18 protein-coding genes are annotated in these 22,691 nt (G+C 56.4%); 3 read left to right on the top strand and 15 right to left on the bottom strand.

Features of this window, described 5'->3' with window-relative positions; translation table 11 throughout:
- Positions 1–222: 222 nt before the first annotated feature.
- The 4 genes from F6R98_RS18045 to F6R98_RS18030 are packed head-to-tail and all read right to left on the bottom strand — an operon-like array spanning position 223 to position 4,566.
- The gene (locus F6R98_RS18045; protein WP_228124947.1) at positions 223–1,704 is read right to left on the bottom strand and encodes an efflux transporter outer membrane subunit; all 1,482 of its coding nucleotides are present in this window, start codon (positions 1,702–1,704) and stop codon (positions 223–225) included.
- Positions 1,701–2,675, bottom strand: coding sequence for an efflux RND transporter periplasmic adaptor subunit (locus F6R98_RS18040; RefSeq protein ID WP_153250254.1), 975 nt, complete (start codon positions 2,673–2,675; stop codon positions 1,701–1,703). Before F6R98_RS18040 ends, F6R98_RS18045 begins: the two co-directional genes overlap by 4 nt.
- Complete coding sequence (locus F6R98_RS18035) at positions 2,675–3,394, bottom strand: ABC transporter ATP-binding protein (protein ID WP_153250253.1); 720 nt, start codon at positions 3,392–3,394, stop codon at positions 2,675–2,677. The genes F6R98_RS18040 and F6R98_RS18035 overlap by 1 nt, the downstream gene beginning before the upstream one ends.
- A 2-nt stretch (positions 3,395–3,396) precedes the next feature.
- Positions 3,397–4,566 (bottom strand): ABC transporter permease, encoded by a 1,170-nt coding sequence (locus F6R98_RS18030; RefSeq protein WP_153250252.1) that lies wholly within the window; start codon positions 4,564–4,566, stop codon positions 3,397–3,399.
- 227 nt (positions 4,567–4,793) lie between these two features.
- Between F6R98_RS18030 and F6R98_RS18025 the strand changes: the two genes are divergently transcribed.
- Together F6R98_RS18025 and F6R98_RS18020 are read left to right on the top strand one after the other, a co-directional pair.
- The gene (locus F6R98_RS18025; RefSeq protein ID WP_153250251.1) at positions 4,794–5,036 is read left to right on the top strand and encodes a hypothetical protein; all 243 of its coding nucleotides are present in this window, start codon (positions 4,794–4,796) and stop codon (positions 5,034–5,036) included.
- Positions 5,037–5,729: 693 nt separating this feature from the next.
- Positions 5,730–6,188 (top strand): hypothetical protein, encoded by a 459-nt coding sequence (locus F6R98_RS18020; protein WP_153250250.1) that lies wholly within the window; start codon positions 5,730–5,732, stop codon positions 6,186–6,188.
- Positions 6,189–6,253: 65 nt separating this feature from the next.
- On the opposite strand, the gene nhaD is transcribed toward F6R98_RS18020, so the two are convergent.
- The 8 genes from nhaD to speA all read right to left on the bottom strand — a co-directional run bounded on the left by nhaD (position 6,254) and on the right by speA (position 16,473).
- A complete protein-coding gene (gene nhaD / locus F6R98_RS18015) occupies positions 6,254–7,660 on the bottom strand; it encodes a sodium:proton antiporter NhaD (RefSeq protein ID WP_153250249.1) in 1,407 nt (468 codons plus the stop codon).
- A 237-nt stretch (positions 7,661–7,897) separates the two neighbouring features.
- A complete protein-coding gene (locus F6R98_RS18010; RefSeq protein ID WP_153250248.1) occupies positions 7,898–9,787 on the bottom strand; it encodes a cytochrome c peroxidase in 1,890 nt (629 codons plus the stop codon).
- Complete coding sequence (gene mtoX, locus F6R98_RS18005) at positions 9,777–11,075, bottom strand: methanethiol oxidase (RefSeq protein WP_153251130.1); 1,299 nt, start codon at positions 11,073–11,075, stop codon at positions 9,777–9,779. Before mtoX ends, F6R98_RS18010 begins: the two co-directional genes overlap by 11 nt.
- Before the next feature lie 141 nt (positions 11,076–11,216).
- Entirely contained in the window at positions 11,217–11,810 is a 594-nt protein-coding gene (locus F6R98_RS18000) for a TetR/AcrR family transcriptional regulator (protein WP_153250247.1), read from the bottom strand.
- A gap of 119 nt (positions 11,811–11,929) precedes the next feature.
- Positions 11,930–13,252 carry an OprD family porin gene (locus tag F6R98_RS17995; RefSeq protein ID WP_153250246.1) on the bottom strand — a complete coding sequence of 441 codons (1,323 nt, stop codon included), beginning with the start codon at positions 13,250–13,252 and terminating at the stop codon, positions 11,930–11,932.
- Positions 13,253–13,312: 60 nt separating this feature from the next.
- The gene (locus F6R98_RS17990; protein ID WP_153250245.1) at positions 13,313–13,723 is read right to left on the bottom strand and encodes a group II truncated hemoglobin; all 411 of its coding nucleotides are present in this window, start codon (positions 13,721–13,723) and stop codon (positions 13,313–13,315) included.
- A complete protein-coding gene (locus tag F6R98_RS17985; protein ID WP_315700258.1) occupies positions 13,720–14,592 on the bottom strand; it encodes an NAD(P)-dependent oxidoreductase in 873 nt (290 codons plus the stop codon). The genes F6R98_RS17990 and F6R98_RS17985 overlap by 4 nt, the downstream gene beginning before the upstream one ends.
- Positions 14,593–16,473, bottom strand: a complete 1,881-nt coding sequence (speA, locus tag F6R98_RS17980) for a biosynthetic arginine decarboxylase (protein ID WP_153250244.1) — start codon at positions 16,471–16,473, stop codon at positions 14,593–14,595. It abuts the gene before it with no gap.
- 69 nt (positions 16,474–16,542) lie between these two features.
- Between speA and speE the strand changes: the two genes are divergently transcribed.
- Entirely contained in the window at positions 16,543–17,397 is an 855-nt protein-coding gene (gene speE / locus F6R98_RS17975) for a polyamine aminopropyltransferase (RefSeq protein ID WP_407079256.1), read from the top strand.
- Positions 17,398–17,456: 59 nt separating this feature from the next.
- Here speE and F6R98_RS17970 read toward each other — a convergent pair whose 3' ends face one another.
- The 3 genes from F6R98_RS17970 to F6R98_RS17960 form a co-directional block, all read right to left on the bottom strand.
- Positions 17,457–18,263 carry an oxidoreductase gene (locus tag F6R98_RS17970; protein ID WP_153250243.1) on the bottom strand — a complete coding sequence of 269 codons (807 nt, stop codon included), beginning with the start codon at positions 18,261–18,263 and terminating at the stop codon, positions 17,457–17,459.
- A 215-nt stretch (positions 18,264–18,478) separates the two neighbouring features.
- Complete coding sequence (locus F6R98_RS17965; RefSeq protein WP_153250242.1) at positions 18,479–21,538, bottom strand: efflux RND transporter permease subunit; 3,060 nt, start codon at positions 21,536–21,538, stop codon at positions 18,479–18,481.
- Entirely contained in the window at positions 21,535–22,647 is a 1,113-nt protein-coding gene (locus tag F6R98_RS17960; protein ID WP_153250241.1) for an efflux RND transporter periplasmic adaptor subunit, read from the bottom strand. Before F6R98_RS17960 ends, F6R98_RS17965 begins: the two co-directional genes overlap by 4 nt.
- Between the last annotated feature and the right edge of the window lie 44 nt (positions 22,648–22,691).

The following is a 22,691-nucleotide window of genomic DNA, read 5'->3' as shown; positions in this document are numbered from 1 at the left end:
CACAATGGAGATATTCCGTGAAGGCGCCTACTAAATTAATCGCACGTTAATATTGACGCACGATTTTCGTTTTGAGTTGGCACATTGGCGCTTTTCTACCCCTATAAGCGCTGCTTAAGGTATTCTAATTACAATACTGTCGCAAACTTCTGCGCTCCTCCGTTCGGAAGTATCAATGGCGGTCGCCGATGACGGTTCGCAACTGACGGACCGTGCTCAAAATCAGCGCAATGGCGCAATCATGAGCGGGTTAACGGTGTCGTTTGAACGCGCTATGTCGCCGCTGTCGGCGAGTGCGGTTTCCCATCCTCCACCCAGTGCCTTGTATATGGCGATCATGTCGGAAGAAACCTGGGCCTGGCTGGCTACCCAGTCGCTTTCGGCGCTGAACAACGTTCTTTCCGAGTCCAGTACGTTCAAAAACGAGGTAAGTCCCGAGCGGTAACGCTCCTGCGAAAGCGCCAGCGCCAGCCGATTGGATGCTACCGCCTGCGCCAGGGACGCGCAGCGCTGTTTTTCCTGGGCGTAGGCCACGAGGTTGCTTTCCACTTCTTTCAGCGCGCCAAGCACGGTGGATTGATAGGAAAGCAAGGCCTGATCATGCTGGGCTTCCTTGGCGGTGATATTGGCTTGTATTTTTCCCCAATTGAACACCGGCGTGGTCAACGTGCCGGCCGCGGACCATGATTTTCCCAACGCGGTTATATCGGTGAGCTGCGTATTCTGCAGACCTAAAAACGCGGCAATATTGAATTTGGGGTACATATCGGCCACGGCCACGCCGACATTTGCATTTGTCTGCGCGAGCTCACGCTCCGCTTTACGGATGTCGGGCCGCCGCCTTAGCAGTTCGGATGGCAGGCTGGCCGCAATATATTCCGGCGTGACCGGCATGGGTTGCTCGCTTTCGAGCAGGTTTTTCAGCGCGCCCGGTTGTTTTCCCAGCAGCAGTTCGATCTGGTACATCGCCTGTTTGCGCTGCGTTTCATACTGCGGCAGCGTAGCCTGGGTTTGAGCGACGAGGGCGTCTGCTTGCGCCGCTTCCAGTGTGTGCGACAATCCGGCTTCGACGCTGATTCTAGTCAAACGGGCGGTTTCGCTTTGGAGCCTGAGGTTTTCCCGGGTGACTTCCAGCAGCCGCTGGTCGCGGCGCATTTCTATGTAATATCTGGCGACATCCCCCAACAGCGTTATCAGGATGTCCCGGCTGTTTTCGACCTCGGCTTCGAGCGATGCCTGCGCCGCCTCCACCGAACGCCGGATCGAGCCGAACAGATCGATTTCCCATGATACATCGAAGCCGAGTTGCAGGATATCGGTGTAGCCCCCGAAGCCGTAACCGCCGGGAAGTCCTCCGGAGCCGCTTTGACCGGCATTGTTCAAGCGTCTGCTGACGCTTGTTTTCGTCGATACGATAGGCAGACCTGCCGCTATTGCTACCGTGCGTTGTTCGCGTGCTTCGACGATACGTGTATAGGTCTGTTTCAGATCGAGATTATTGAGTATCGCCTCCCGGATCAGGCGGTTCAGCGTGGGGTCGTTGAATTTTTTCCACCATTCGGACGAACTCCCCGGCGTTTTACGAAACCCCGCGCTTTCAATCCAGTGTTCGGGAAGTTGCGATGTCGGCGGCGTATAGTCGGGGCCGACGGTGCATCCCGATAATAGCGCCGTCAGCAGTAGAGTGGCGAGTTTCGTATTCACTGACGAAGCCTTTCCTGAGATAACGATGCGCCGGCCGTTTCCGTGGTTTCGATGAAAACATCCACCTGTTGCCCTACGTAAACCGGTAGACGTGAACGTTCGAACTTGAAAATAACTTGCAGAACCCGTGTATCGACGCGCTCCGAACTGGAACCGGTCAGCGATGTCTTGGGCGTGATGTACGGCTCGACACGAACGAATTCGAGGTCTATTTTTATATCGCGGTTGCCGCGCAAGTAGGCGGTCGCTTTGGAGCCGGGCCGAAACCGCCATGCATCGTTTTCATCAATGTCGGCGCGGATGTGCAAGTCGTCCAGATTTCCCAAACGCACCAGCGGCGTGGCAAGTGTCCCTGTCGCGGCATACTCGCCGGGATGTACGTTGACTTGCAGAATTTCACCGTCGGACGTTGCACGGACGGAAAGCCGTTCGACGTCGGTTTCTGCGGCTTTTACATCGGCATCTGCGGCAGTCACCGCTGCTATTGCGCTTTCCAGTTTGGCCGTTGCCAGCCGCTCGGCGTTACGCCGTTTCTCAAACTCGTCCATGCTGATAGCCCGGTTATCCTTTACATTCTGCATCAGTGCAAATTGAGTGCGATAGTCTTGAAGGCTGGCTTTGGCTTCGCTGACGGCAGCCTGGGCTTGCAGTAATTTTGCGCGTTTGACATCGAGCGCCGAACGGTACTCGCGTCCGTCGAGCTCGAATAGCACCGAGCCGGTTTTTACCCGGTCTCCGACACGGACATGGACCTTTCTAACGATTCCCGGCAGCGATGTGCCGATGCCGATATTGTCGGTGCTGGCCTCGATGATGCCGGAGCCGCCCAGATAGGCCGTGTAGGGCGCTTGCGCCGGCAGCGTCAGCGGTTGCGCTACCGGGGCTGCGCGTTGCGAACGCGCTGCGACAATACAGGCGAACAGGAAGCCCAGGACGGCGACCGTGGGGAGGATGCTGTTTTTCAGTTTCATTATTGATTTCGTGCTGTTACGTGTTCGATACGCAGGATACGTCCGTCGTCCATATGCGCGATGCGGTCGGCAAATTCGAAGATGCGGGCATCGTGGGTGACGATGACCAGCGCGCGTTCGCGGCTTACTGCAATCCGTTTAAGCATTTCCATAACGCGTTGGCCGGTGCCGTGATCGAGCGCGCTGGTCGGTTCGTCGCACACCACCAGACGCGGGTTGTGTATCAGCGCGCGGGCGATGGCAACGCGTTGTTGTTGTCCCCCGGAGAGTTGCGACGGCAATGCGTTTTCCTTTCCGCTCAGTTCTACCTCGCGCAGCACGGCCTCCGAGCGCGCCTGTGCGTCCTGTCTATTTACGCCGTTGATACGTAGCGGTATCGATACGTTTTCGGCTGCGGTCAATGCCGGAATCAGATTAAAGGATTGAAACACGAAGCCGATGTTGAGTCCTCTGAACGCAGCGCGTTCGTGCGTCCGCATGGACATCAAATTGCGGCCGAACAGCGCGCAGGAGCCTGCGTCCGGGTCGAGAATGCCGGCAAGCACGGAAATCAGCGTGGTTTTTCCACAGCCCGACGGACCGACCAGCATTAACAGTTCTCCGGTATGAACGTCGAGGTCAATGCCGCGCAAGGCCTGCACTGCGGTTTCGCCGCTGCCGTATCGCTTGGTTAGCGAATTACAACGCACGGCAAGCGGCCGAAGTGTTTCGTTTTTCATGCTTATCCCTTGAATACCTGGGCCGCTTCCAGTTTGAATACCTTGCGCACGCTGATAAATGCCGCCAGCAGGCAAATCGCCAGCACAGCGCTACCGCTGCCCAGCAATAATTGCCAACTAAGGTCAAGCCCCGGCCCCGGACTGTTGTTTTGTTTCTTGGCGACGGCGAAGACTGCGGAAATTCCTGCGCCTATCCCGTAGCCGATGAAACCGACCAGCAAGGCTTGAAGCATAATCATGCCGAGCAGCATGCGATCGGTTGCGCCCATGGCCTTGAACACGGCGAAATAGCGCAGGTTGTCGAGCGTGAAGTTATAGAAAATCTGGCCGGTCACCGCCGCGCCGACAATGAAGCCGATGACGACCATGAAACCGAAGTCCATCAGTATGCCCGTGTTCTTCATGAAGTAGTCCAGCGACTTTTCTTTGAACGTATCCGACGTCCAGGCTAGCAGTCCGGTGCTGCCCATGATGCGTTCTGCGACGTGCTGCGGCGATTCTCCGGGTTTGCTTTTGGCCACGATAAACGATAGCAGTTTGCGCTCGTTCAGCGAAAAGTGTTTGGCTCGGCTGAAAGTAGTGTAAATAATGGGCATGGACTGAAACGACGGTGTGGACAGCGCAATGCCGACCACGCGCGCGCGTTTGTCGTTGATTTCCAGAATATCGCCCACTTTTAACGGCGTTGCCGGCGCGCCTTTTTGCACGGGCGGCGTCGCCAGACGCCCGGTCGCTCCCGCTTGATCAACAATCACGGCGTCGGTCAGGCGCAAGTCCTCGAGCTTGCCTTCCAGCATCTCGGCCGGTCCGCCGATCAAGGTCGCGTCGTCGAAACCCAGCAGATTGGAGTTGACCGTTTCCCCGTTGCTCAGGCGCACTTTCTGATTGCCTTTGTAGAGCGGCACTGCCCATTCGACGCCCGGAACGCTGCGGACGCGATACAGCTCCGTGTCGCGCATCGGTTTGGAATCGTCGATGTGCTGCACTTTAGGGTCCATTACCCATATGTCGGGTAAACCGACGTCGGTAATAAAGCTGTAGGTGCGGGAAAGTATCGAAATCATGATGCCGGGCTGCTGGATCATGATGAGCGAAGCCAGCGCGATACCGGTAATGATGCCAATGTATTTGCCTCGGTCGCCCAGCAGCATCTTGAGCGCTATTTCCTTCATGGCCGCCCCCGCGTGCGATTATGGTCTGAGTTGTCCGTGTTTGCCGGCAGTGTCGTTATCAACACGATATCTCTCCGTGGTTGCATTGACGGGCAGTTTAGGAAAATGCGCTGTAAATGTGTGTGTGCGAAGTGTAAAAATGGGTAAAGTCAGACAATGAAGTTTTTTATTGCCGCAGCTTCGCTATGATCGTTATATGGTGCCGGGCGTCGACGGTATTGATGCTCATGAGTAAAGGGGACGATGCCGATAGTATCATCGGCCTGGAAGCGGATGCGGGCGATGATGACTCAAGTCATTTACTACGTGGGGACTGGCGCGCTTATACGCGGCATTCTCAGGCACGCGCGCAAGCCTTGGTTGGCGCGTCCGCCAGCGCTGATTTGTCCGAACGCTTGAGCGACTTTGGTGTTTGTCAGTCGGTCCCGCAAAACGCAGAGCGGAATGGGGTAGCCGTACACTGGAATTGAGTGCCTGGCTCAACCAGCCTGAAGAACGGGTACGCAATACGGAACGGATGGTCGGCAACAACGAGTTTTCGGGGCAAGGCGTGGGACGGCCGTTGGCCCGTTTCGATCGCAGTACCGACTGCACACGAACAGTGTCCGATAAGCTCGGCCAATTGTCCGGGGGACGCTGCCGTGCAATGACTGTGCGTGGCATAGGCCATCAAATGGCCCGTGAGTGAATCCTGTGGTGGGAAGGTTGCCCCGGATGTTTTTCCTTAGTTAGAAAGAAGCTGTTCACGATTCCGGATATACCTGTATTAAGAAGGGGCGCGGAGAGTGTTGACGGTTTTCGATCGATGTATCTCGAATCGGCAGCAGGTGCGCAGCGTATTGGTGGAGGGATGTTACAGCAGGTATAACATCCCTCTCCCAAAGCATGGGTATCTGCACAAGCCGGATAAATTGCGATGATATGTAGTATGCATCAGATTTTTTAAAGCTTGAACCACGGCTGAAGAGGCGGTTCGAAAACCTGGTCAGCGCGCATGGCAATTGCACGCGCGAGCCGGCAGCGGGCATGAAAACGCTGTTTGCTGGTACGCGCCGTGCTTCGCATGCGCAGGCATTGTGGCGGTTTCCGTCAAATAAACAAGTAACACCCTTGAGTTTGGCGAGGCCGTTGCCGGCGTTGTCTCAGCAAAACGTGGAGACAGAATGCGACGCCTAGCGGAATGGTATCTGCCGACCGACGTGGAGTTATCTGTTCCGGCAGCGCGGATTGCCTTGTGGTACAACTATCGCCGGCAGATAGAATCGTTCTTCAAACTGCTCAAGGCAGCGGGGCATCAGTTGGAATGCTGGGAACAGGAAACCGGACCGGCGTTATTCAGGCGCGTCCTCATTGCCACGCAGGCGTGCGTACTGGCTTGGCGGCCGATGCGGGAAACCGGTGAACAGACGGTGCGCACGCGAGAGGTTTTGGTGCGTTTATCGGGACGGCAAATGAAGCGAACGCGCCCGGTCACCGCACCCGCTTTGCTGGATGGTCTGTTCAAGCGCTTCAGCCTATGGGGCGTCTTGAATGAATATTCCATTGAGGAATTGCAAGCCTTCGCCGACTTTGCCTTTCCTCGAAGGTTTGAAATTCCAGGAAAGGCGATGGGAGATGTGTAGATACCCATGCCCAAAGGGAGGACGTGACTTATTTACGGCATGGGTTCAGGCCTCCCTGACACCGGTCAAAAACTGCCCGGATTTAACAAAAACAGCGCGCCGACGCTTAAAAAGAAACCCAGTAAAATGGCGGGCATCCAGCGTAAATGGAAGGTAAAGTTGTAGCCCTCCTTAACCAGCCCCAGCAAATGCAGCGCGGGCGCGGAGCCTATCGCCAGCAGGCTGCCGCCCACGCCCAGGGTCAGCGTCAATAACAGCCATTGTCCCTTCGGAATATCGGGGTGCATGCTCAAAACCGCAAACATCAGGGTTCCGTTATCGACAAACGCGGATGACAAACCGATCAACACGTTGGCCAGCGTGACGTTGATTTCAATAAATAAATAATGTGCGATCTGGCCCAGATAACCGATGAAATCGAGCGCGCCGACTATCAGCATGGCGCCGTAGAAAAACAGCAGCGTATCCCAATCGACGCCGGCAATGCACTTGTAAATGTCGAAACCCTTTTGCGATTCGTCGCACCCTTCTTTTTCGGATACCATCAAATAATAGGCGAAAAACTGCAATAGTCCCAAACCCGCTATCATGCCGGATACCGGCTGCATTTCGAGCAGTATATTTGCCAGGACTGTCATTAGGAGCGTGACGCCAAACAGAAAAATAATGCGCTTGCTGCCCCGTTTTAATATGATCGTCTCCTGGGCTGCGTGAGGCGTTTCCCTGGGGACGGCAAAGTGCATGATGGCGGCAGGTATAATAAAGTTGATCAGGCAGGGAACGGTCAAGGCAAAAAACTCGGTGAAATGCAGTATGTTTTTCTGCCAGACGAACAAGGTTGAAATACCGCCCAACGGACTCATGGTGCCGCCGGCATTGGCGCCGACTACAATATTGACGCAGGTCAGCGCGATAAATTTAGGCTGGTTTTTCCCTACCGCCAATACGATTGCTCCCATCAACAAACCGACCGTCAAGCTGCTGACGAACGTGGAAAAGAAAAAGGCCAGCGCGCCGATAATCCAGAATAGCTGCCGATAAGAATATTGCTTGTTGAGCAGGTAAATTCGCAAGCCGTTAAAAATGCCGCGTTCGCTCAAGGTATTCAGATAAGTCATCGACACCACGATAAACAGCATCAATTCGACGTAAGCCGTCAGGTTGACCTCAAACGCCGTGGCGGCGACTCTGGCCTGTCCGTGCAGCGTATAATAAATACAGATCGCGAACCAGATTAACGCCGACCCCAATATCATCGGTTTCGATTTTTTCATTTCATGAACATCTTCGGTCATTGCTATGATGTAGGCAACGGCCGTTAATGCAATCGCAAGATAGCCGACGAAATGATGTTTTAAGTCCAATTGCGCCGCGGCTGTTGCTTCTTCTGCAAAACTCAACGAAGGCAAAAGAAATACCGCTATTAAAAAGTGGAAATAACGAATACTGATGAGAGGGTGACGGGGTGACATATGGACTTACTCATGATTTAAATTCAGTCTGCCATTATAACGCGTCGGCGTTAACAGTGCGGATAAAGCCGGGCATATGTTCTCGTACCGGCTCATTGAACTCGTATCCGTCCCGCAGCGTTGTTAGTAAATGGCGGAAGGCGGATCTGCACGGTGTTGTTGCGCACAGATCTAGTCGCCTTCGATCGCTAAAAAACGTAATTTGTAGATTCGACCTTATCGATCTTTGTGGGATCATCAATTCCCTATTGGCGCGGCAAAAGCGTCCGCTACCAGGGTTTCGTTGTCCGAGCCGGTGAGCGCGCTCAGAAAATCCACCAAAGCGTCGATTTCCTGCTCCGACAAACCCAGCGCATGGATGCGCGGATCGAGCGTTTCATTGGCTATTCCTCCTCGATTGTAAAACTGCACCACCGATTTGAGCTCGCCAACCGAGCCGTTGTGCATATAGGGCGCAGTCAGGGCGATATTGCGCAGCGTTGGCGTTCGGTACTTCCAGCGGTCCTCCGGTCGTTGCGTTATTTCGTAGCGTCCGAGGTCGCCGGCCTTGATTTCCGCGACCTGGGCGATGCTTGCGCCATCGACGTCGAGGGCAATGCCCGGAGCGACCTGTACCGGTTGACGCGTGGGCTGTATTTTCATGCTGTCGAGATAGCCGACGCCGGTATTGTGCAGATCGTTGTCGGTAAACAGCGCATATTCGCCGGAGACGAGGTGGCAGGATGAGCAGCCGCCCTTGCCGGTAAACAATGCAAAGCCGGCTTGCGCCGACGGCGATAACGCCTTGTGCTCCTTGCCGAAATACCAGCGGTCGAAGGCCGAGTTGCCCGAAACCAGCGTGCGCTGATACGCCGCCAGCGCTTGTCCGACTGTTTCCATACCGGCTTCACGGCCGAAAGCTTTTTGGAACAGTCCCGTGTAATCCGCAAGCATTGCGAGCCTGTCCACTACGTAGCCTATCGACGGGTTTCCCATTTCATTGGCGGCCAGCAGCGGCCCCCATGCCTGATTTTCCAAAGTCGATTCGCGGCCGTCGTGAAACAGACGCGTCAGGTAAGCGGCGTTGTATAGCGTCGGCGCATTGCGCCGCACGCTACGGCCTTCGATGCCGGTCGCGGTAGCCTGCTCCCTGCTGGTGTAGCCTTGTTCCGGGATATGGCACATCGCACAGGAAATGGTTTGATTGAGCGACAGGCGGCGATCATGGAACAACTTGCGCCCTAGCGCGATTTTCGCGGGAGTGAGCGGGTTGTCTTTAGGGGTGGGGAGCTGGGGCAGGCCGAGCATAGGCTGCCGCGCACGCCGGAACAGATCGGCTGGTTTTTCCCTGCGCGCGTTAAGCGCCTGCGTATGGGTTTGGTAAGCGCTGTCGGCATAGCCGGATTTGTCGTCGCCGGGACGCAATGGATCCGTGGCGTCCGCAGATTCCGGGGCGTGATTGCCGACAACGGCAGGCGATGATTCACGCAGCAAGGTCTCGATATCGGCCAGGATCATGTCGGGATGCAACACCGATATCGTATAAATATTGCGTATCCGCTGGTGACTGTCGATCAGGAATACGCGCAGTAGATGAGAAAATTTACCGGTTAGACGGCCTTGCGCGTCATATTCTTTATCGATCGACTGCTGGTAATTTTGCAGTATCGGCAGGATTTCCATTTCCGATTTCGTGGTAAGGAACCGCCAATCGCTGCCTGCGTTCTGGAAACCTTGCCCGTAATGGCGCATGACTTCCGGTGTGTCGTGTTCCGGGTCGAAGCTGATGGTAATCAGCCTCAGCTTCCCGCTCAATTGAGGTTTGTTTTTGAGCCGGGTTTTGATTTGCTGCAATACCCCGGTTGCCAGCGGGCAGCCGTTGACGTCGTTGCAGGTGGCGTAAATAAAGCTCAACAGCACGATTTTTCCATCGTAAAGCGCGTGCAGGCTGACCGGTTTGCCGCTGCTGTCCACTACCGAGCCGTCAGCGGCGCTGCCCAGCACCGGCAGTATGTAACTGCCGGGCTGAGGCGCCGTGAACGGTAGCGCGCGATACCCGGGCGCCAATGTGGCCGATGCGGCTTCGTGAGCCGCCGCCGGTGAAATGGCGAATACGGCGAGCAGCGCAAACAGAAGGTTATTTGGCATTCGCTTGCAGCTGCGTTTGAGGAAGGGTTTGAGCCGAGTACAGCGCGCGCGCGCCGAAACGCATCTGGTGCGGACGTCCCAGTTTTTCGGTATGGAAGTCAATCGCGAATTGTTCCTTCAACTCCTTGCCTTCCCAATGATACAGTTTGAAAAACTGTTCGTTGTCCTTGCCCTTCTTATCCCAGTTCGCCAGCAGCGAAGTGGTGTAATACAGGCGTTTGCCGTCCCAGCTCGACGACACCATATTCACCTGCGCGCCGATATGCTTTTCATAAACCTGCACCGGTTTTTCCGGGTTGCTGATATCGAAAGCGCGGGTATTGCCGTCCATGAAAGTGTTGACCCACAATAGTTTGTCGTCGCTGGAAATGGAAATATCCACCGGCAGCGGCACTTTCGACGGCTCGCCGATATCGGCTACCGCTTTGGCCTGCCATTCGCCTTTGGCGTCCTCGTAAATCAGCCAGATTTGCGAGGTCAGCGCGGTGCTGGTAAAGCAGTAATTGTGGTTTTCACCCCAGGCGCAACGGATTTCCAGCGGCGCGCCGGGTACGTCGAACACTTTCTTCGGCTGTTTGGTATGCAGATCCCAGGCGACCACGGTATTGCCGAAATGCTTCATCGCTTCCGCGTCGGTCAGCATTTTGCCGAAGTCCATCATGTAATTGTTCCAGCCGGTGAAGGATGAAGTCAGCAGCAGATTTTTGCGCGGCAGTGCGCGAACGTCATAGTTATAGCCGTCGGCATATTTACCGCTCTTGATGGCGCCTTGCAAATTGCCGTCGGTCGGCATCCAGTGCGTAGCGACATAGTCGCCGCCATTGGTGTATTCCACCAGTGCCGTGCGCCCGCCGTGATCCTTATTGTTGGACAAGGCGGTGATCAGCATGCGTCCCGGCAGCGCATAGAGGGTATGCGGGCCTACCACGCCGCCGCTTTTTTCCACAAAGTCGGTAATCGTTTTCGATAGCGTGGGTTTGCCCGGATTGCTGTGAACGTCGAAGACAAATATCTTGCTGGTATCGAGCCCGCCCGCCCAAAGATACTGGCGATCGTCGGTAAAATCGGAATGATGGGCCTCGTTTCGCCCGCCAACCGACAAGGCGTCGACGACCTTGCCGTATTTACCGGATTTCGGGTTGACGTCCACGGTTACCAGCTTGTCCTGTTCATCGCCTACGCCTTGCTCACCCAGGGTCCAGATATAGACGTAATCTTCCTGCCCGGTAATTTTTTTCATGTAAGGTGATGCGCAGGTTTCATCGGCCTGCGCCGCGCCGCTCAGCATCGCGCCCAGGCTAAAGCCGATTATTGCAGCCTGTATGGCTTGGGACGGGGTTTTCCTGTAACTGCTTGATATACGCATATGAACCTCTCTTTATTATTTTAAATACGACCGGTCAGTTTTAAATCGCTGAAAATTTTTTGTCTAGTTCTTGAAATATCCCTCCAGTAAGTGACTGCAACAGTCTTCCAGCGGCTGTACCGACTGCTCGATTTTCATGCGCAATAAAGCGCCCTGCCAGGCATTGACCAGCAAATCCGCCATTTCGGCTGCACCGAGATCCTGGCGAAAACAGCCTTGCTGCTGCGCGCGCGCGATGCCTTCCCGCAGCTTGTCGCGGTAGCATTGCACGGCCTCCGACAACGAAATGCGGCAGATTTCGCTGGTGTCTCCGATTTCTCCCATAAGGTTCCCCAACAGGCAGCCGCCCTTGAATTGCCGGCGCGCAGATTCGTCTATCAATTCGCGAAAATAAGCCCGCAAGGCTGCCGCGCCGTTTGGTTCGCATTTGAGCCAATAATCGAGTTGCCGGATAAAAGGTTCGATGTAATGCCGGATGACCTCGGCTCCGAAGGTTTCCTTGCTGGCGAAATAATTGTAGAACGAACCTTTGGGCACACCGACGCTTTGCAGGATTTCCTGCAGCCCGCTGCCGTGATAGCCGTGCTCGATAATGCGCGCCACGCCTTCATCAAGCAGCTTTTCCCGCGTCAGTTGTCTGGTGGCGATATTTTTCATGCAGATATGATACGACCGACCGTCTTGAAATTGCAATAGTGCAATTTTAAACAGCGCTTACCAGCGGCTGACGGAACTGAAAATATCCATGCAGCACGTCGTTGAGTGGATTGAAGCGCCTAAAAAACATATTCAATCATCACGCGGTTATAGTAAAACTGCGAATAATCGGGGTTTCCGCTCAGTAGTCCCAGACGGTCGCGGATAGACAGCCCATTCAGCGTATGGCCTTTGGGAAAGGTATAGGTAATGTCCAGATCGAATTCCGACTGATTTCGGGTATATGGCGAGACATAATATTCGGCGAAACTGGCCAGGGCCTTGAGCTGTCTATCGTAAAGCCATGCCGTCGCGCTCACTTTGTATGCCTGGCCCGGCGCCTGTTTTTCGATCATGCCGCCGATCATGGAGGTAGTGTAAAGGGGATCTGTTGCGTAACCGGTGGAGTACGGCGACAGCAGATCGCCATTCGCGAATGCGCCTGTTTGCGCGCCTACTGCGTTATAGGCGGCTTGCAAGCTCAGCCATGGCAGCATATCCCAACCGGCGATTACGCCATAGGCCTGCACATTTCCGGCTTTGCCCTGGTTGCCGTAAAGTTGCAGATAGTTTTCGCCGTCGCCGGACTGGTTCGCGAATTGAAAGCCGATGAAAGGGTTCAGGCCGTCGCCGGTTTTACAGGTGTAGCGGCCGTCCAGCCATAGCAGATTGGAAAAATTGAAAAAATGGTTCCACCAGAACTGGGCTCTGATCGGATTGTCCTTTTTATCCATTCCATATTGCAGCGAGACGCCTTGCGCGCCTGAAGTTGCATGGTTCTGCAGTCCTTGTACCGGGCTGCCGCCGGCGTAGCCCGGATAGTATAGGTTGCTGGGTGTAAAAACGCCCTCGTCGCGCCCTTTGAAATCGGTCAGTCGGAATCCCGCCAGGGTGACATGCTCGAGCGGCGTCAGCGTGCCGTAAAACCCGCGAAAGGTCGATTGCAGCATGCGTCCGTCCGCAGGTCCCACCCAGGGCGTATCGATGACCTGCTCCGGGCCTTGCAGGGTGATAATACCGTCTTTATAGCGCAGAAACGCTTCGCCCAGCGCATAAAGCGTATTGCCCGGCAGGGTGGTGTCGACCTGATCGGGGTTGACGGGATTCAGGCCGAGACTGTTGGCTCCATACAGGGTAAGGCCGCTTTGGAATCCGTAGACTGACGGAGTAAGTATTCCCAGGTAGCCGCCTGCCGATACCGCTTGCTGGTCTATCCGGTACGGAGTCGGATTAAGGTAGTCGCGGGTGAAAAAGTAAGTGCGCAGATGACCTTGTATGACGGTCTGCTCGAAGAAGTCTTCGATATTATCTACTTCCGCATGACTGGTTCGTGCGCCCAACAGTCCGATCAGCAGAAATACGATGTGCGGCAGAAGGCTGTTTTTGATCAGCGGCATTCTCATCAATTAACGCCTGTGCGGACCGCCGGGCTCATCTTTACTTTACGGGGATTTCGAAATCCGTTACTCGGCCTGGTTAATCATATGTGTGGCGATTTGCGCCAGCGCCTGGTACAGCGGTTCGCGCAGTCTCTCGTCCGTTACCGTGTCGTCCAGCGCTTTTCTCATGCACAGCACCCATTGATCGCGCTCGTCGATGCCGATGGCGAACGGGAAGTGACGGCTGCGCAGGCGCGGATGACCGTAGGCTTCCCAAAACAGATTGGGGCCGCCGAGCCAGCCGGACAGAAACATGAACAGTTTGCTGTTGGCGCCGCTTAAATCGGCTGCGTGCATCTTGCGTATCGGGCGCGCTTCCGGCAGCTCGTTCATGTATTCGTAGAATCGATCGACCAGACGATGCAGCTCGGTTTCGCCGCCGAGGAGTTGGTAAGGCGTCGGTTGGGGCTGTTCTGTCTGTGGTTGTTCGGTCATGGTTGCCGTTGCCTGTTTTTTAAACGGTAAAGCGCTGAAATATCTTCTTCGCCATGGCCTTGTTGCATCAACTGCTTATAGTGATGCAAGGTGGTTTCGGCGACCGGCAGCTTCATGCCGGCGCGTTCCGCCATCGCCAGGCAGATAGCCAGATCCTTGTGATGCAGCGCCAGCTTGAAGCCCGGTTCGTAGCTGCCCTGGGTCATGGTCAGGCCGCGCTTGTCGAGGAACCAGTTCCCGGCAGCGCCTCCGGCCACCGCTTCGATGACCTTATCCATGGCCAGACCTTGCGCCTGTGCGAAGGACAATGCTTCGGTTACGGCCTGATTGATGCCCGCGCACATGATCTGATTGACCGCTTTGGCGGCCTGACCGCTGCCGATTCCGCCCATATGCACGATGCGCGCGGCCATTGCCTGCAGCAACGGACGCGCTCGCTGCAGGTCTTCGGCGCGCCCTCCGGCCATGATCGACAAGGTGCGGTGGCGCGCGCCCTCCATACCGCCCGAAACCGGTGCGTCCAGGTAGCTGCCGCCGGCGGCAGCGACTTTTGCCGTCATTTCCAGTTCGGTTTCGCGGCTGACCGTGGAGTGATCGATTACCAACGTGCCGGGTTTCAGTCCCGGCAACAGTTGTTCGATCACGCTGCGCACGTCGTCGTCGGCGGAAACGCAGATCATTACCGCATCGACTGAAGCGGCCAGCGAGGAAGGATTGGGCGCGGCTGCGACGCCCAGTTCCTGCGCAAGCGCTTCGGCTGTCGCCGTAGTGCGGTTCCACAATGTTTTCAGCAGGCCCTGGGTGGCCAGATTGCGCGCCATGTGCCGTCCCATCGCGCCCAGCCCGATAAATCCGGCTTGTATCGTCATTCAGTTCTCCAGATAGGTATAAGCGCTCAGCCCCGCCACCAGTTCGTTCTCGAACTGCTTGCGCTGTTCCGGCGCGATGCCGGCTTCCATCAGCTTTCTATGAAAGGCGATTTCCAGCGCGTCGCGCTTGATGTGTACATAGCGCAGCAAATCGTCGGTGCTTTCGCCGCGCGTCGAGCCGTACAGATGAAAATCGCCGTCGTCCAGCTGTTTGACGTTCACGGAATGAGTATCGCCGAACAGGTTGTGCATGTCGCCGAGAATTTCCTGGTAAGCCCCTACCAGAAACATGCCGAGCAGGTATTCCTCGTCCGGCTTGACGTCATGCACCGCCAGCGTGGTTTCTATGCTCTGCTGGTCCAGGTAGGCCTTTAACTGTCCGTCGGAATCGCAGGTCAAGTCCTGCAGAATGGCGCGCCGCTCCGGTTTCTGATCCAGCCGCTGCAGCGGCATCACCGGAAAAATCTGGTCGATGGCCCAGGCGTCCGGCATCGACTGGAATACCGAGAAGTTGCAAAAAAACTTGTCGGCCAGTTTGTCGTTCAATTCGTCCAGGGCGTCCCGATGCGCGCGCAGGCGCACATCCAGCCGCTGTTTGATACGATGGCTGATGGCGGCGTTCAAACTTTCCGCTTCCGCCAGCTCGGCCAGACTCAAATGGCCTGCAACGTACATCGCGCGCGCTTCTTTTAAATCGAACTGGGCGTCGTGATACAGCGGTAATACCGGTTCCCGTCCGATGCGTTCGAGTATGTCGCTCAGATTCTGCAGCGGCTGTTTTTCCGATTGGGTGGGGGGCGGTTCGTGATCCACGACGCGTTCGATATCGACCACATGGGTGACCAGCACCGCATGATGCGCGCTCATCGCGCGGCCCGATTCGGTCAGCAGGTTCGGATGCGGCAGTTCATGCACGCTGCAGATATCCTCGAAGGCGCGCACGATGCAGGCGGCATACTCGCGGATGCTGTAATTGATGGAGCAGTCGCTGATCGAGTGCGTGCCTTCGTAATCGATGCCGAGCCCCCCGCCGACATCGGCATATTCGATGGTTGCGCCCAGTTGGTGGAGTTCGGCGTAATAACGTCCGGCTTCGCGCAGGGCGGTTTTAATGTCGCTGATATTGGCGACTTGCGAGCCCATGTGGAAGTGCATCAGTTTCAGCCACTCCAGACCGTTGACGGCTTCCAGCTGCTGAATCAGTTTCAGAATTTCCGAAGCATGCAGTCCGAACTTGGATTTCTCGCCGCCGCTGTTCTGCCATTTGCCCGAGCTGATCGAGGACAGGCGCACGCGCACGCCCAGTTGCGGGGTAATGCCGAGGTCGCGCGATTCGGCAATGACGGTGGCGAGTTCGGACAGTTTTTCGATTACGATAAAAACTTTCAGGCCCAGCCGCCGTCCGATCAGCGCCAGCCGGATATAGGCGCGATCCTTATACCCGTTGCAGATCACGATGCTGGCGGTGCCGGCCATGGCCAGCACCGCCAGCAACTCCGGCTTGCTGCCGGCTTCCAGACCGACGACGGAATTGCCCTGGTCGAGTATGCTCTTGATTACCGCGCGTTGCTGATTGACCTTGATCGGGTAGACCGGGGTATAGCTTCCCTGGTATTCGGTATCTTCGCGCGCATGCGCAAACGCTTCGTGCAGCAGCGCGACGCGGTGGCGCAATATGTCGGTAAAACGCAGCAGCACCGGCAAGGACAGCCCCTCTTCGCGTATGCGTGCAATCACGCGGGTCAGGTCGATGCCCGCATCGTCGCGCGTGCCTTTCGGGTGTACGGCCACACGCCCCTGCGCGTTGATGTCGAAATAATCCGCGCCCCAATGGTCGATGGCGTAGGTTTCGCGCGCCTGTTGCAGATTCCACGATGTCATAGAAATATCGTTCAAAAGTGTTAGTATGCCTCAGCTTCAGCCAATAATCTAAATACTCGCACTCCGCCCATGATACCCAACGAAAAAAACTGGTTTACCGAAGTTTACCCCAAACACGGCAGCGCGCTGTCGATGGAAGTCAGCGCGAAACTGCACGAGGAGCAATCCGCGTTCCAGCATCTGCAGATTTTCGATACGCCGTGGCTCGGCAAGCTGATGGTGATCGACGGCTGCACGATGGTGAGCGACCGCGATAACTTCCTCTATCACGAAATGATGACGCATCAGACGCTGTTCACCCATCCCGATCCGAAGCGGGTGTGGATCATCGGCGGCGGCGATTGCGGCAGCCTGAAGGAAGTGCTCAGACACCCCGGCGTCGAGCGCGCCACCCAGATAGAAATCGACGAACGCGTCACCCGTCTGGCCGAGCAATACTTCCCGGATCTGTGCTCGTCGAACAACGATCCGCGCGCCGAACTGCTGTTCATCGACGGCATACAGTGGGTCAGAGACGCCGCCGACGGCAGCGTCGATGTGATCATCGTCGACAGCACCGACCCGGTTGGCCCGGCGGAGGGGCTGTTCAATCAGGCGTTTTATGCGCAGTGCCTGCGCTGCCTTGCACCGGACGGCATCCTGGTGCAGCAGAGCGAATCGCCGCTGTTCCATCTGGATTTGATCGGCGCGATGCATCAGACCATGCGCGCGGCGGGTTTCACCGCAACGCGCACTTTCTTTTTCCCGCAATTCATTTATCCGTCGGGTTGGTGGAGCGGCACCATGGCGTCCAAGGGTAGCCTGGAAGGCTTCCGCGAACAGGATGCGCGCAGCAAACCGTTCGAGACGCGTTATTACAATGCGGACATCCACAAGGCCGCGCTGGTCGCCCCCGAGTTTTTCCGCAAGGCTATTGCAAGCTGAAAATAGAAACCCAATGATGCGCTCTGGACATGAACGTCAACGCCGCCCGAAAAAGAGTCTCAGCCTAAACCAAAATCCTTCCTTAGCGATGAATCCACGACGCCGACAGGCATGAAACGCCTTAATTTGCTCAATAATGACGCCTTGCCTTTGGGTGGGCGTCGCATTCTCCAGGGTCCAAAAACAGCATCGATGATCGTATTGGCAACCCCCTCGGGCTCCGGGGCGTTACTCAATTTCTTGTGAATGGCCTGCAATACGCTAATGCGTTCCTTGTCGTATGCAGAGATTAATGACGCGGCCTGTGGCGAGTTCGCATCCAGATTGGTTTTGGTGAAACCAGGTTCAACGAGTACCACGCGGATGCCAAACTGACGAACCTCATGATCCAGCGATTCTGATAAACCTTCAACCGCATGCTTGGATGCAGCATAAAGTCCTGCGTAAGGCGCAGGCAAAAAGCCCAACACCGAGCTGACATTGACGATTCTTCCCGAGCGCTGGGCGCGCATATGCGGTAGTACTGCCTTGGTTACTCTGAGTAAGCCCAGCACATTGGTATCAAAGAGAGATGCCGCTTCCGTAATCGATGTTTCTTCGACTGAACCGGAAAGCAAAATACCGGCATTATTGACCAGCACATCGATTTGTTTGCTTTGGTCGATGACGGATTGAATGCCCTTTTGAACAGAAGCATCGTCGCGCACATCCATTTCGACGAGAGTTACTTCAGGGATAGCCTGCGCCTTGGCTATGCTGCGCACCGTACCGAACACCTGGCATCCCTGCTGGGCAAATTTTTCTGCGGCTGCACGGCCAATACCCGACGACACGCCGGTTACGATTACAACTGAAGGGTTGGACATAAAAACTCCTTAATGCGATTGTGTGTTTTGAGAATGCCTGGATTCAACCTGGCTGGTGGAAAGCTTCGGCAATGCCGAGCCCGATGCCGGAAGCGCCGCCGATAATAAAGAAGGTATTGCCGCTGAATATCATGATGTTGTCCTTTTATTGGAATGTGAGTGATGACTGGTTTTTGCGACGAGAAACATATAGGCCGAATCGTTACAACTTTCTCCTACCTTGACGCCAAAGGCTCGATCCTGAACCAGATGGCATACATTGCCGGCAATAAAACCAGGGTGACAACCGTTCCGCCAAACGTGCCGCCGATCAAGGTATAAGCCAGCGTTCCCCAAAAAACGGAATGCGTGAGCGGAATAAATGCCAGCATGGCGGCCAGCGCCGTCAGTATGACCGGGCGGGCGCGTTGCACCGTGGCTTCCACCACGGCATCGAACGGCGGCAGTCCATCCTGCTCGTTGCTGCGAATCTGGCCGATCAGTATGAGCGTGTTGCGCATCAATATCCCGGACAGCGCAATCAATCCGACCAGTGCGTTGATGCCGAACGGCTGCTGAAACAGCAACAGCGTGGGAACGACACCGATGAGTCCTAACGGCGCTGTCATGAAGACCATTGTCATTGCTGACATCGATCGCACCTGGAGAATGATGGTAATCAGCGTGAGCGCGATCATGATCGGGAACAGCGGCGCCAACGCCCGGTTGGCCTTCCCGGATTCCTCTATGGAACCGCCCTCCTCGATTCGATAACCCGCCGGCAGTGTGGCGATGATGGGCCGAAGCGCTTTTTTCACCTCAGTGGAAACCTCGGGCGGTTGTAGGCCTTCGGCAATATCTCCTCGGACGGTTATGGTCGGAGTGCGATCGCGACGGCGAAGAATGGGGTCTTCCATACGAACCTCCACCGTTCCGATCTGGGACAAGGGAACGCGTTGTCCGGCTTGTCCGATCAACGTGAAATCACCGATCCTGCCGGGGTCGAGCCGCGTATTTCCGGCAGAACGGGCGACGACATCAACAAAGCGAATATCCTCGCGAACCTGGGTCACCGGCACGCCGCTCAGCAGAAACTGGAGTTGTGCGGCGGCATCGCTGGACGTTAATCCAATACTTTGCAGCCTGTCCTGATCGAGGACGAAATGCAGCGAGGGAACCCGGTTACCCCAGTCCGTATTAACTGTGTTCATATCGGGGTTGGCCTGCATCGCAGTACGTACCTGGGCAGCGATGTCGCGCAGCTTGTCCGGGTCAGGGCCTGTAACCCGGAAGGCGACCGGGTAAGGCGAGTACGGGCCGAATACGAGTTGAGTAACCCGTACACGGGCTTCCGGCGCCAGTCCGTCCGCCACCGCCTGCCGCAATCTCAGCTTGAGCGCCTCGCGTGCTTTTTCGTGTTCCGTCAGGATGACGATCTTCGCGAACGATGGATCGGGCAGTTCCGGCGACATGGCGAGATAGAAGCGCGGCGATCCTTGTCCGATGTAAGCGGTAACGACTTTGGATTCCGGCTGTTTGGCCAGCCAGGCTTCGACCGTAGCGGCCGCTATGCTGGTCTGCTCTATGGCGGTGCCGTAGGGCATTTGCACTTCGACCAGCACTTCCGGACGATCGGATGTCGGAAAGAACTGCTTGTTAACCGCGCCCAAGCCGACTATGGCGACGATGAAGGCAGCCGCTACGGCGCCTGCGACCATCCATTTGCGGCGAATGACCGTTTCGAGCAAGCGGCGAAAACGGTTGTATCGCGGCGTATCGTAAATGGCTTCGTGTCCGCCTTCGAAGGCCTTGATATCCGGAAGCAGCTTCACCCCCAGATAAGGCGTAAATACAACGGCGACGATCCACGACGTGATCAGCGCGAAGCCGACTATCCAGAACATATTGGCGGTATATTCGCCCGCCGTCGATTTGGCGTAGCCGTTCGGCATGAAGCCGATCGCCGTCACCAGCGTTCCGGCAAGCATGGGCGCTGCGGTGTGACTCCAGGCATAGGCCGCCGCCGCGATGCGTTCGTAGCCTGCCTCCATTTTCACGACCATCATTTCGATGGCGATGATCGCATCGTCTACCAGCAGCCCCAATGCCAATATCAGGGAGCCCAGCGTGATTCTATCGAAATCGCGGCCCGTAGCCGCCATGATGACAAAGACCGCAGCCAGCGTCAGCGGAACCGCCGCCGCCACGACGATCCCTACCCGCCAGCCGAGGCTGATCAGGCTGACCGCCATCACTACGCCGAGCGCAACGAAGAATTTGATCATGAATTCGTCGACGGATGACTGAATGTTGACGGATTGATCGGTGATTTTGGAAAACGCAATCCCCAGCGGCATATCGGCATTGATGGCTGCGGTTTCCGATTCCAGCGCTTTGCCGAGCGCCAGACCGTTCCAGCGGTCGCGCATAACGACGCCGAGTACCAGCGCCGGTTCGCCGTTGCTGCGTATCATAAAGCTGGCCGGGTCTTCGTAACCGCGTTTCACCTCGGCGATGTCGGATAACTTGAGCGTGCGGCTATTCGAAACGATAGGCGTATCCCGAATCTTCTGTAAATCGTCGAAAGCGCCGTCCAGTCGGATGAAGACCTGCGGCCCTTGGGCTTCGATTGATCCGGCGGGGGTTACGGCATTCTGACTGTTGAGCGCGGCAAAAATATCGCGAGCGGATATGCCCAGCGTCGCTATGCGCTCGTAAGAAAATTCGACGAAAATCCGTTCCGCCTGTTCGCCAATGATGTTGACCTTTTTGATGCCCTGCACATGCAGCAGACGTTGCCGCAATGTTTCGGCTTCGCGTACGAGCTGCCGCTGCGGCAGGCCTTTGGCTTTCAAGGCGTAGAGCGCAAACGTCACATCCGAATACTCATCATTCACCATTGGACCGATGACGCCGCCTGGCAGGTTATGCGCTTCGTCGCCGATTTTCTTTCTTGCCTGATAGAATTGCTCGGGAACATCGGCAGGCGGCGTGCCGTCGAGCAGAACCACCGTCGTCAGCGCGAGGCCGGGGCGTGTGAAGGTTTCGGTGCGGTCATACCAGCGCAGTTCCTGCATGCGCTTTTCCAGCCGTTCCGCGACCAGTTCCTCCATCTCTTTTGCCGTAGCGCCCGGCCAGGCGGTGATGACGGTCATTTGCTTGATGGTGAACGACGGGTCTTCCGCGCGGCCGAGTTGCAGAAATGAGACTACGCCGGCGATGGAAATCATGATGAGCAGAAACAAGGTAACGGAGCGTTCGCGCACCGCGAGCGCCGAGAGATTAAAGGCGCTCATGGCTGCTCTCCGTGTTTATCCGTCGAATTTTCCATCAAGCGCACGCGCTCGCCTTCATACATAAGATGCGCGCCGAGCGTAACGAAGCGATCGCCCGGCTTGAGTCCTCCGGCTATCGACGCCGTTTCGTCGTTCAGAGCGGCGAGCTGTACCGCGCGCCAGGTCACATGAGGCGCGCCATTGCCATCGACGACCCAAACGCCTGGGCCTGCCCCGGGATCGAAGAGGGAAGCGATCGGCACTTGCAGCCTGGCGCTGGGTCGCGCGTCCGGGATTTGAATGGAAATTGTCGAGCCCAGCGGCGCGTTCGCCAGATTGCCATCCAGCACGTAGCGCGCTTCGAAGGTTCGCGTCAACCGGTTGGCCGCATCGGATAGCTGCCGCAATTTTGCAGAGCCGGACAGGCTATTGGCTCCGTATGCCGTTGCCTGAGCGATCGATCCGATTTGGGGACGCAAGGTCTCGGGGAGATCGATGACCGCCTCCCGCTGACCGGCATGCGCTACGCGTGCTACGACCTGGCCTGCGGCAACGACTTGACCGGGTTCCGCCAGCGTCTCGACGACGATGCCGTCCGCATCGGCAACCAGCACGGCATAACCGACCGCGTTGCGGGCTATATCCGCTTGCGCCTTTGCCGCACTCAGCTGCGCTTCGGCCGAGTCGGCCACCGCCTTGATTTGATCGTATTCGGAAGCGGAGACCGCGCCTTCCGATACCAGATCGCGGTATCTTGCCTCGTCGTTCGCGGCCTGGCGTGCATGGGCCTTTGCCGCCGCGACGGCTTCGTCCAACTGCTGCATCGCCAGCTTCAGATCATCCGGGTCGATACGCATCAGCGCTTGCCCGCGCCTGACTTTCTGACCGGTATCGACGAGGCGTTCCAGAATCTTGCCTGGAACGCGAAATCCCAAATCGCTTTGAATGCGGGCGGCTACGATGCCGGTAAAAGAACGCTCTGCGCTGACAACATCCTTGACGATTTCGGTACGCACAAGCGGCGGCTGTGTACGCGGCTCATCCGACGGTATCGAGTGACCGCAGCCTGCCAGTACGAACGATAACGGGATGGTTAAAGCAATAAATGAAGCATTGCGGCGACGAAACATAAATACCTCCGGAAAGCGAAGGCATTATTATTTTCCTTGTGACC

It is taken from the genome of Candidatus Methylospira mobilis, assembly GCF_009498235.1.
Lineage (GTDB): Bacteria > Pseudomonadota > Gammaproteobacteria > Methylococcales > Methylococcaceae > Methylospira > Methylospira mobilis.
This window is presented reverse-complemented; position numbering and strand designations above follow the sequence as displayed.

What these genes read in the sequence shown, in the direction of transcription:
- F6R98_RS18030 (WP_153250252.1), bottom strand. Translation starts at nt 4,566, where the DNA reads ATGAAGGAAATAGCGCTCAAGATGCTGCTGGGCGACCGAGGCAAATAC.
- F6R98_RS18020 (WP_153250250.1), top strand. Translation starts at nt 5,730, where the DNA reads ATGCGACGCCTAGCGGAATGGTATCTGCCGACCGACGTGGAGTTATCT.
- F6R98_RS17990 (WP_153250245.1), bottom strand. Translation starts at nt 13,723, where the DNA reads ATGACCGAACAACCACAGACAGAACAGCCCCAACCGACGCCTTACCAA.
- speA (WP_153250244.1), bottom strand. Translation starts at nt 16,473, where the DNA reads ATGACATCGTGGAATCTGCAACAGGCGCGCGAAACCTACGCCATCGAC.
- F6R98_RS18040 (WP_153250254.1), bottom strand. Translation starts at nt 2,675, where the DNA reads ATGAAACTGAAAAACAGCATCCTCCCCACGGTCGCCGTCCTGGGCTTC.
- speE (WP_407079256.1), top strand. Translation starts at nt 16,543, where the DNA reads ATGATACCCAACGAAAAAAACTGGTTTACCGAAGTTTACCCCAAACAC.
- F6R98_RS17985 (WP_315700258.1), bottom strand. Translation starts at nt 14,592, where the DNA reads ATGACGATACAAGCCGGATTTATCGGGCTGGGCGCGATGGGACGGCAC.
- F6R98_RS18025 (WP_153250251.1), top strand. Translation starts at nt 4,794, where the DNA reads ATGAGTAAAGGGGACGATGCCGATAGTATCATCGGCCTGGAAGCGGAT.
- F6R98_RS18035 (WP_153250253.1), bottom strand. Translation starts at nt 3,394, where the DNA reads ATGAAAAACGAAACACTTCGGCCGCTTGCCGTGCGTTGTAATTCGCTA.
- F6R98_RS18000 (WP_153250247.1), bottom strand. Translation starts at nt 11,810, where the DNA reads ATGAAAAATATCGCCACCAGACAACTGACGCGGGAAAAGCTGCTTGAT.
- F6R98_RS17995 (WP_153250246.1), bottom strand. Translation starts at nt 13,252, where the DNA reads ATGAGAATGCCGCTGATCAAAAACAGCCTTCTGCCGCACATCGTATTT.
- nhaD (WP_153250249.1), bottom strand. Translation starts at nt 7,660, where the DNA reads ATGTCACCCCGTCACCCTCTCATCAGTATTCGTTATTTCCACTTTTTA.
- F6R98_RS17960 (WP_153250241.1), bottom strand. Translation starts at nt 22,647, where the DNA reads ATGTTTCGTCGCCGCAATGCTTCATTTATTGCTTTAACCATCCCGTTA.
- F6R98_RS17965 (WP_153250242.1), bottom strand. Translation starts at nt 21,538, where the DNA reads ATGAGCGCCTTTAATCTCTCGGCGCTCGCGGTGCGCGAACGCTCCGTT.
- F6R98_RS18010 (WP_153250248.1), bottom strand. Translation starts at nt 9,787, where the DNA reads ATGCCAAATAACCTTCTGTTTGCGCTGCTCGCCGTATTCGCCATTTCA.
- F6R98_RS17970 (WP_153250243.1), bottom strand. Translation starts at nt 18,263, where the DNA reads ATGTCCAACCCTTCAGTTGTAATCGTAACCGGCGTGTCGTCGGGTATT.
- mtoX (WP_153251130.1), bottom strand. Translation starts at nt 11,075, where the DNA reads ATGCTGAGCGGCGCGGCGCAGGCCGATGAAACCTGCGCATCACCTTAC.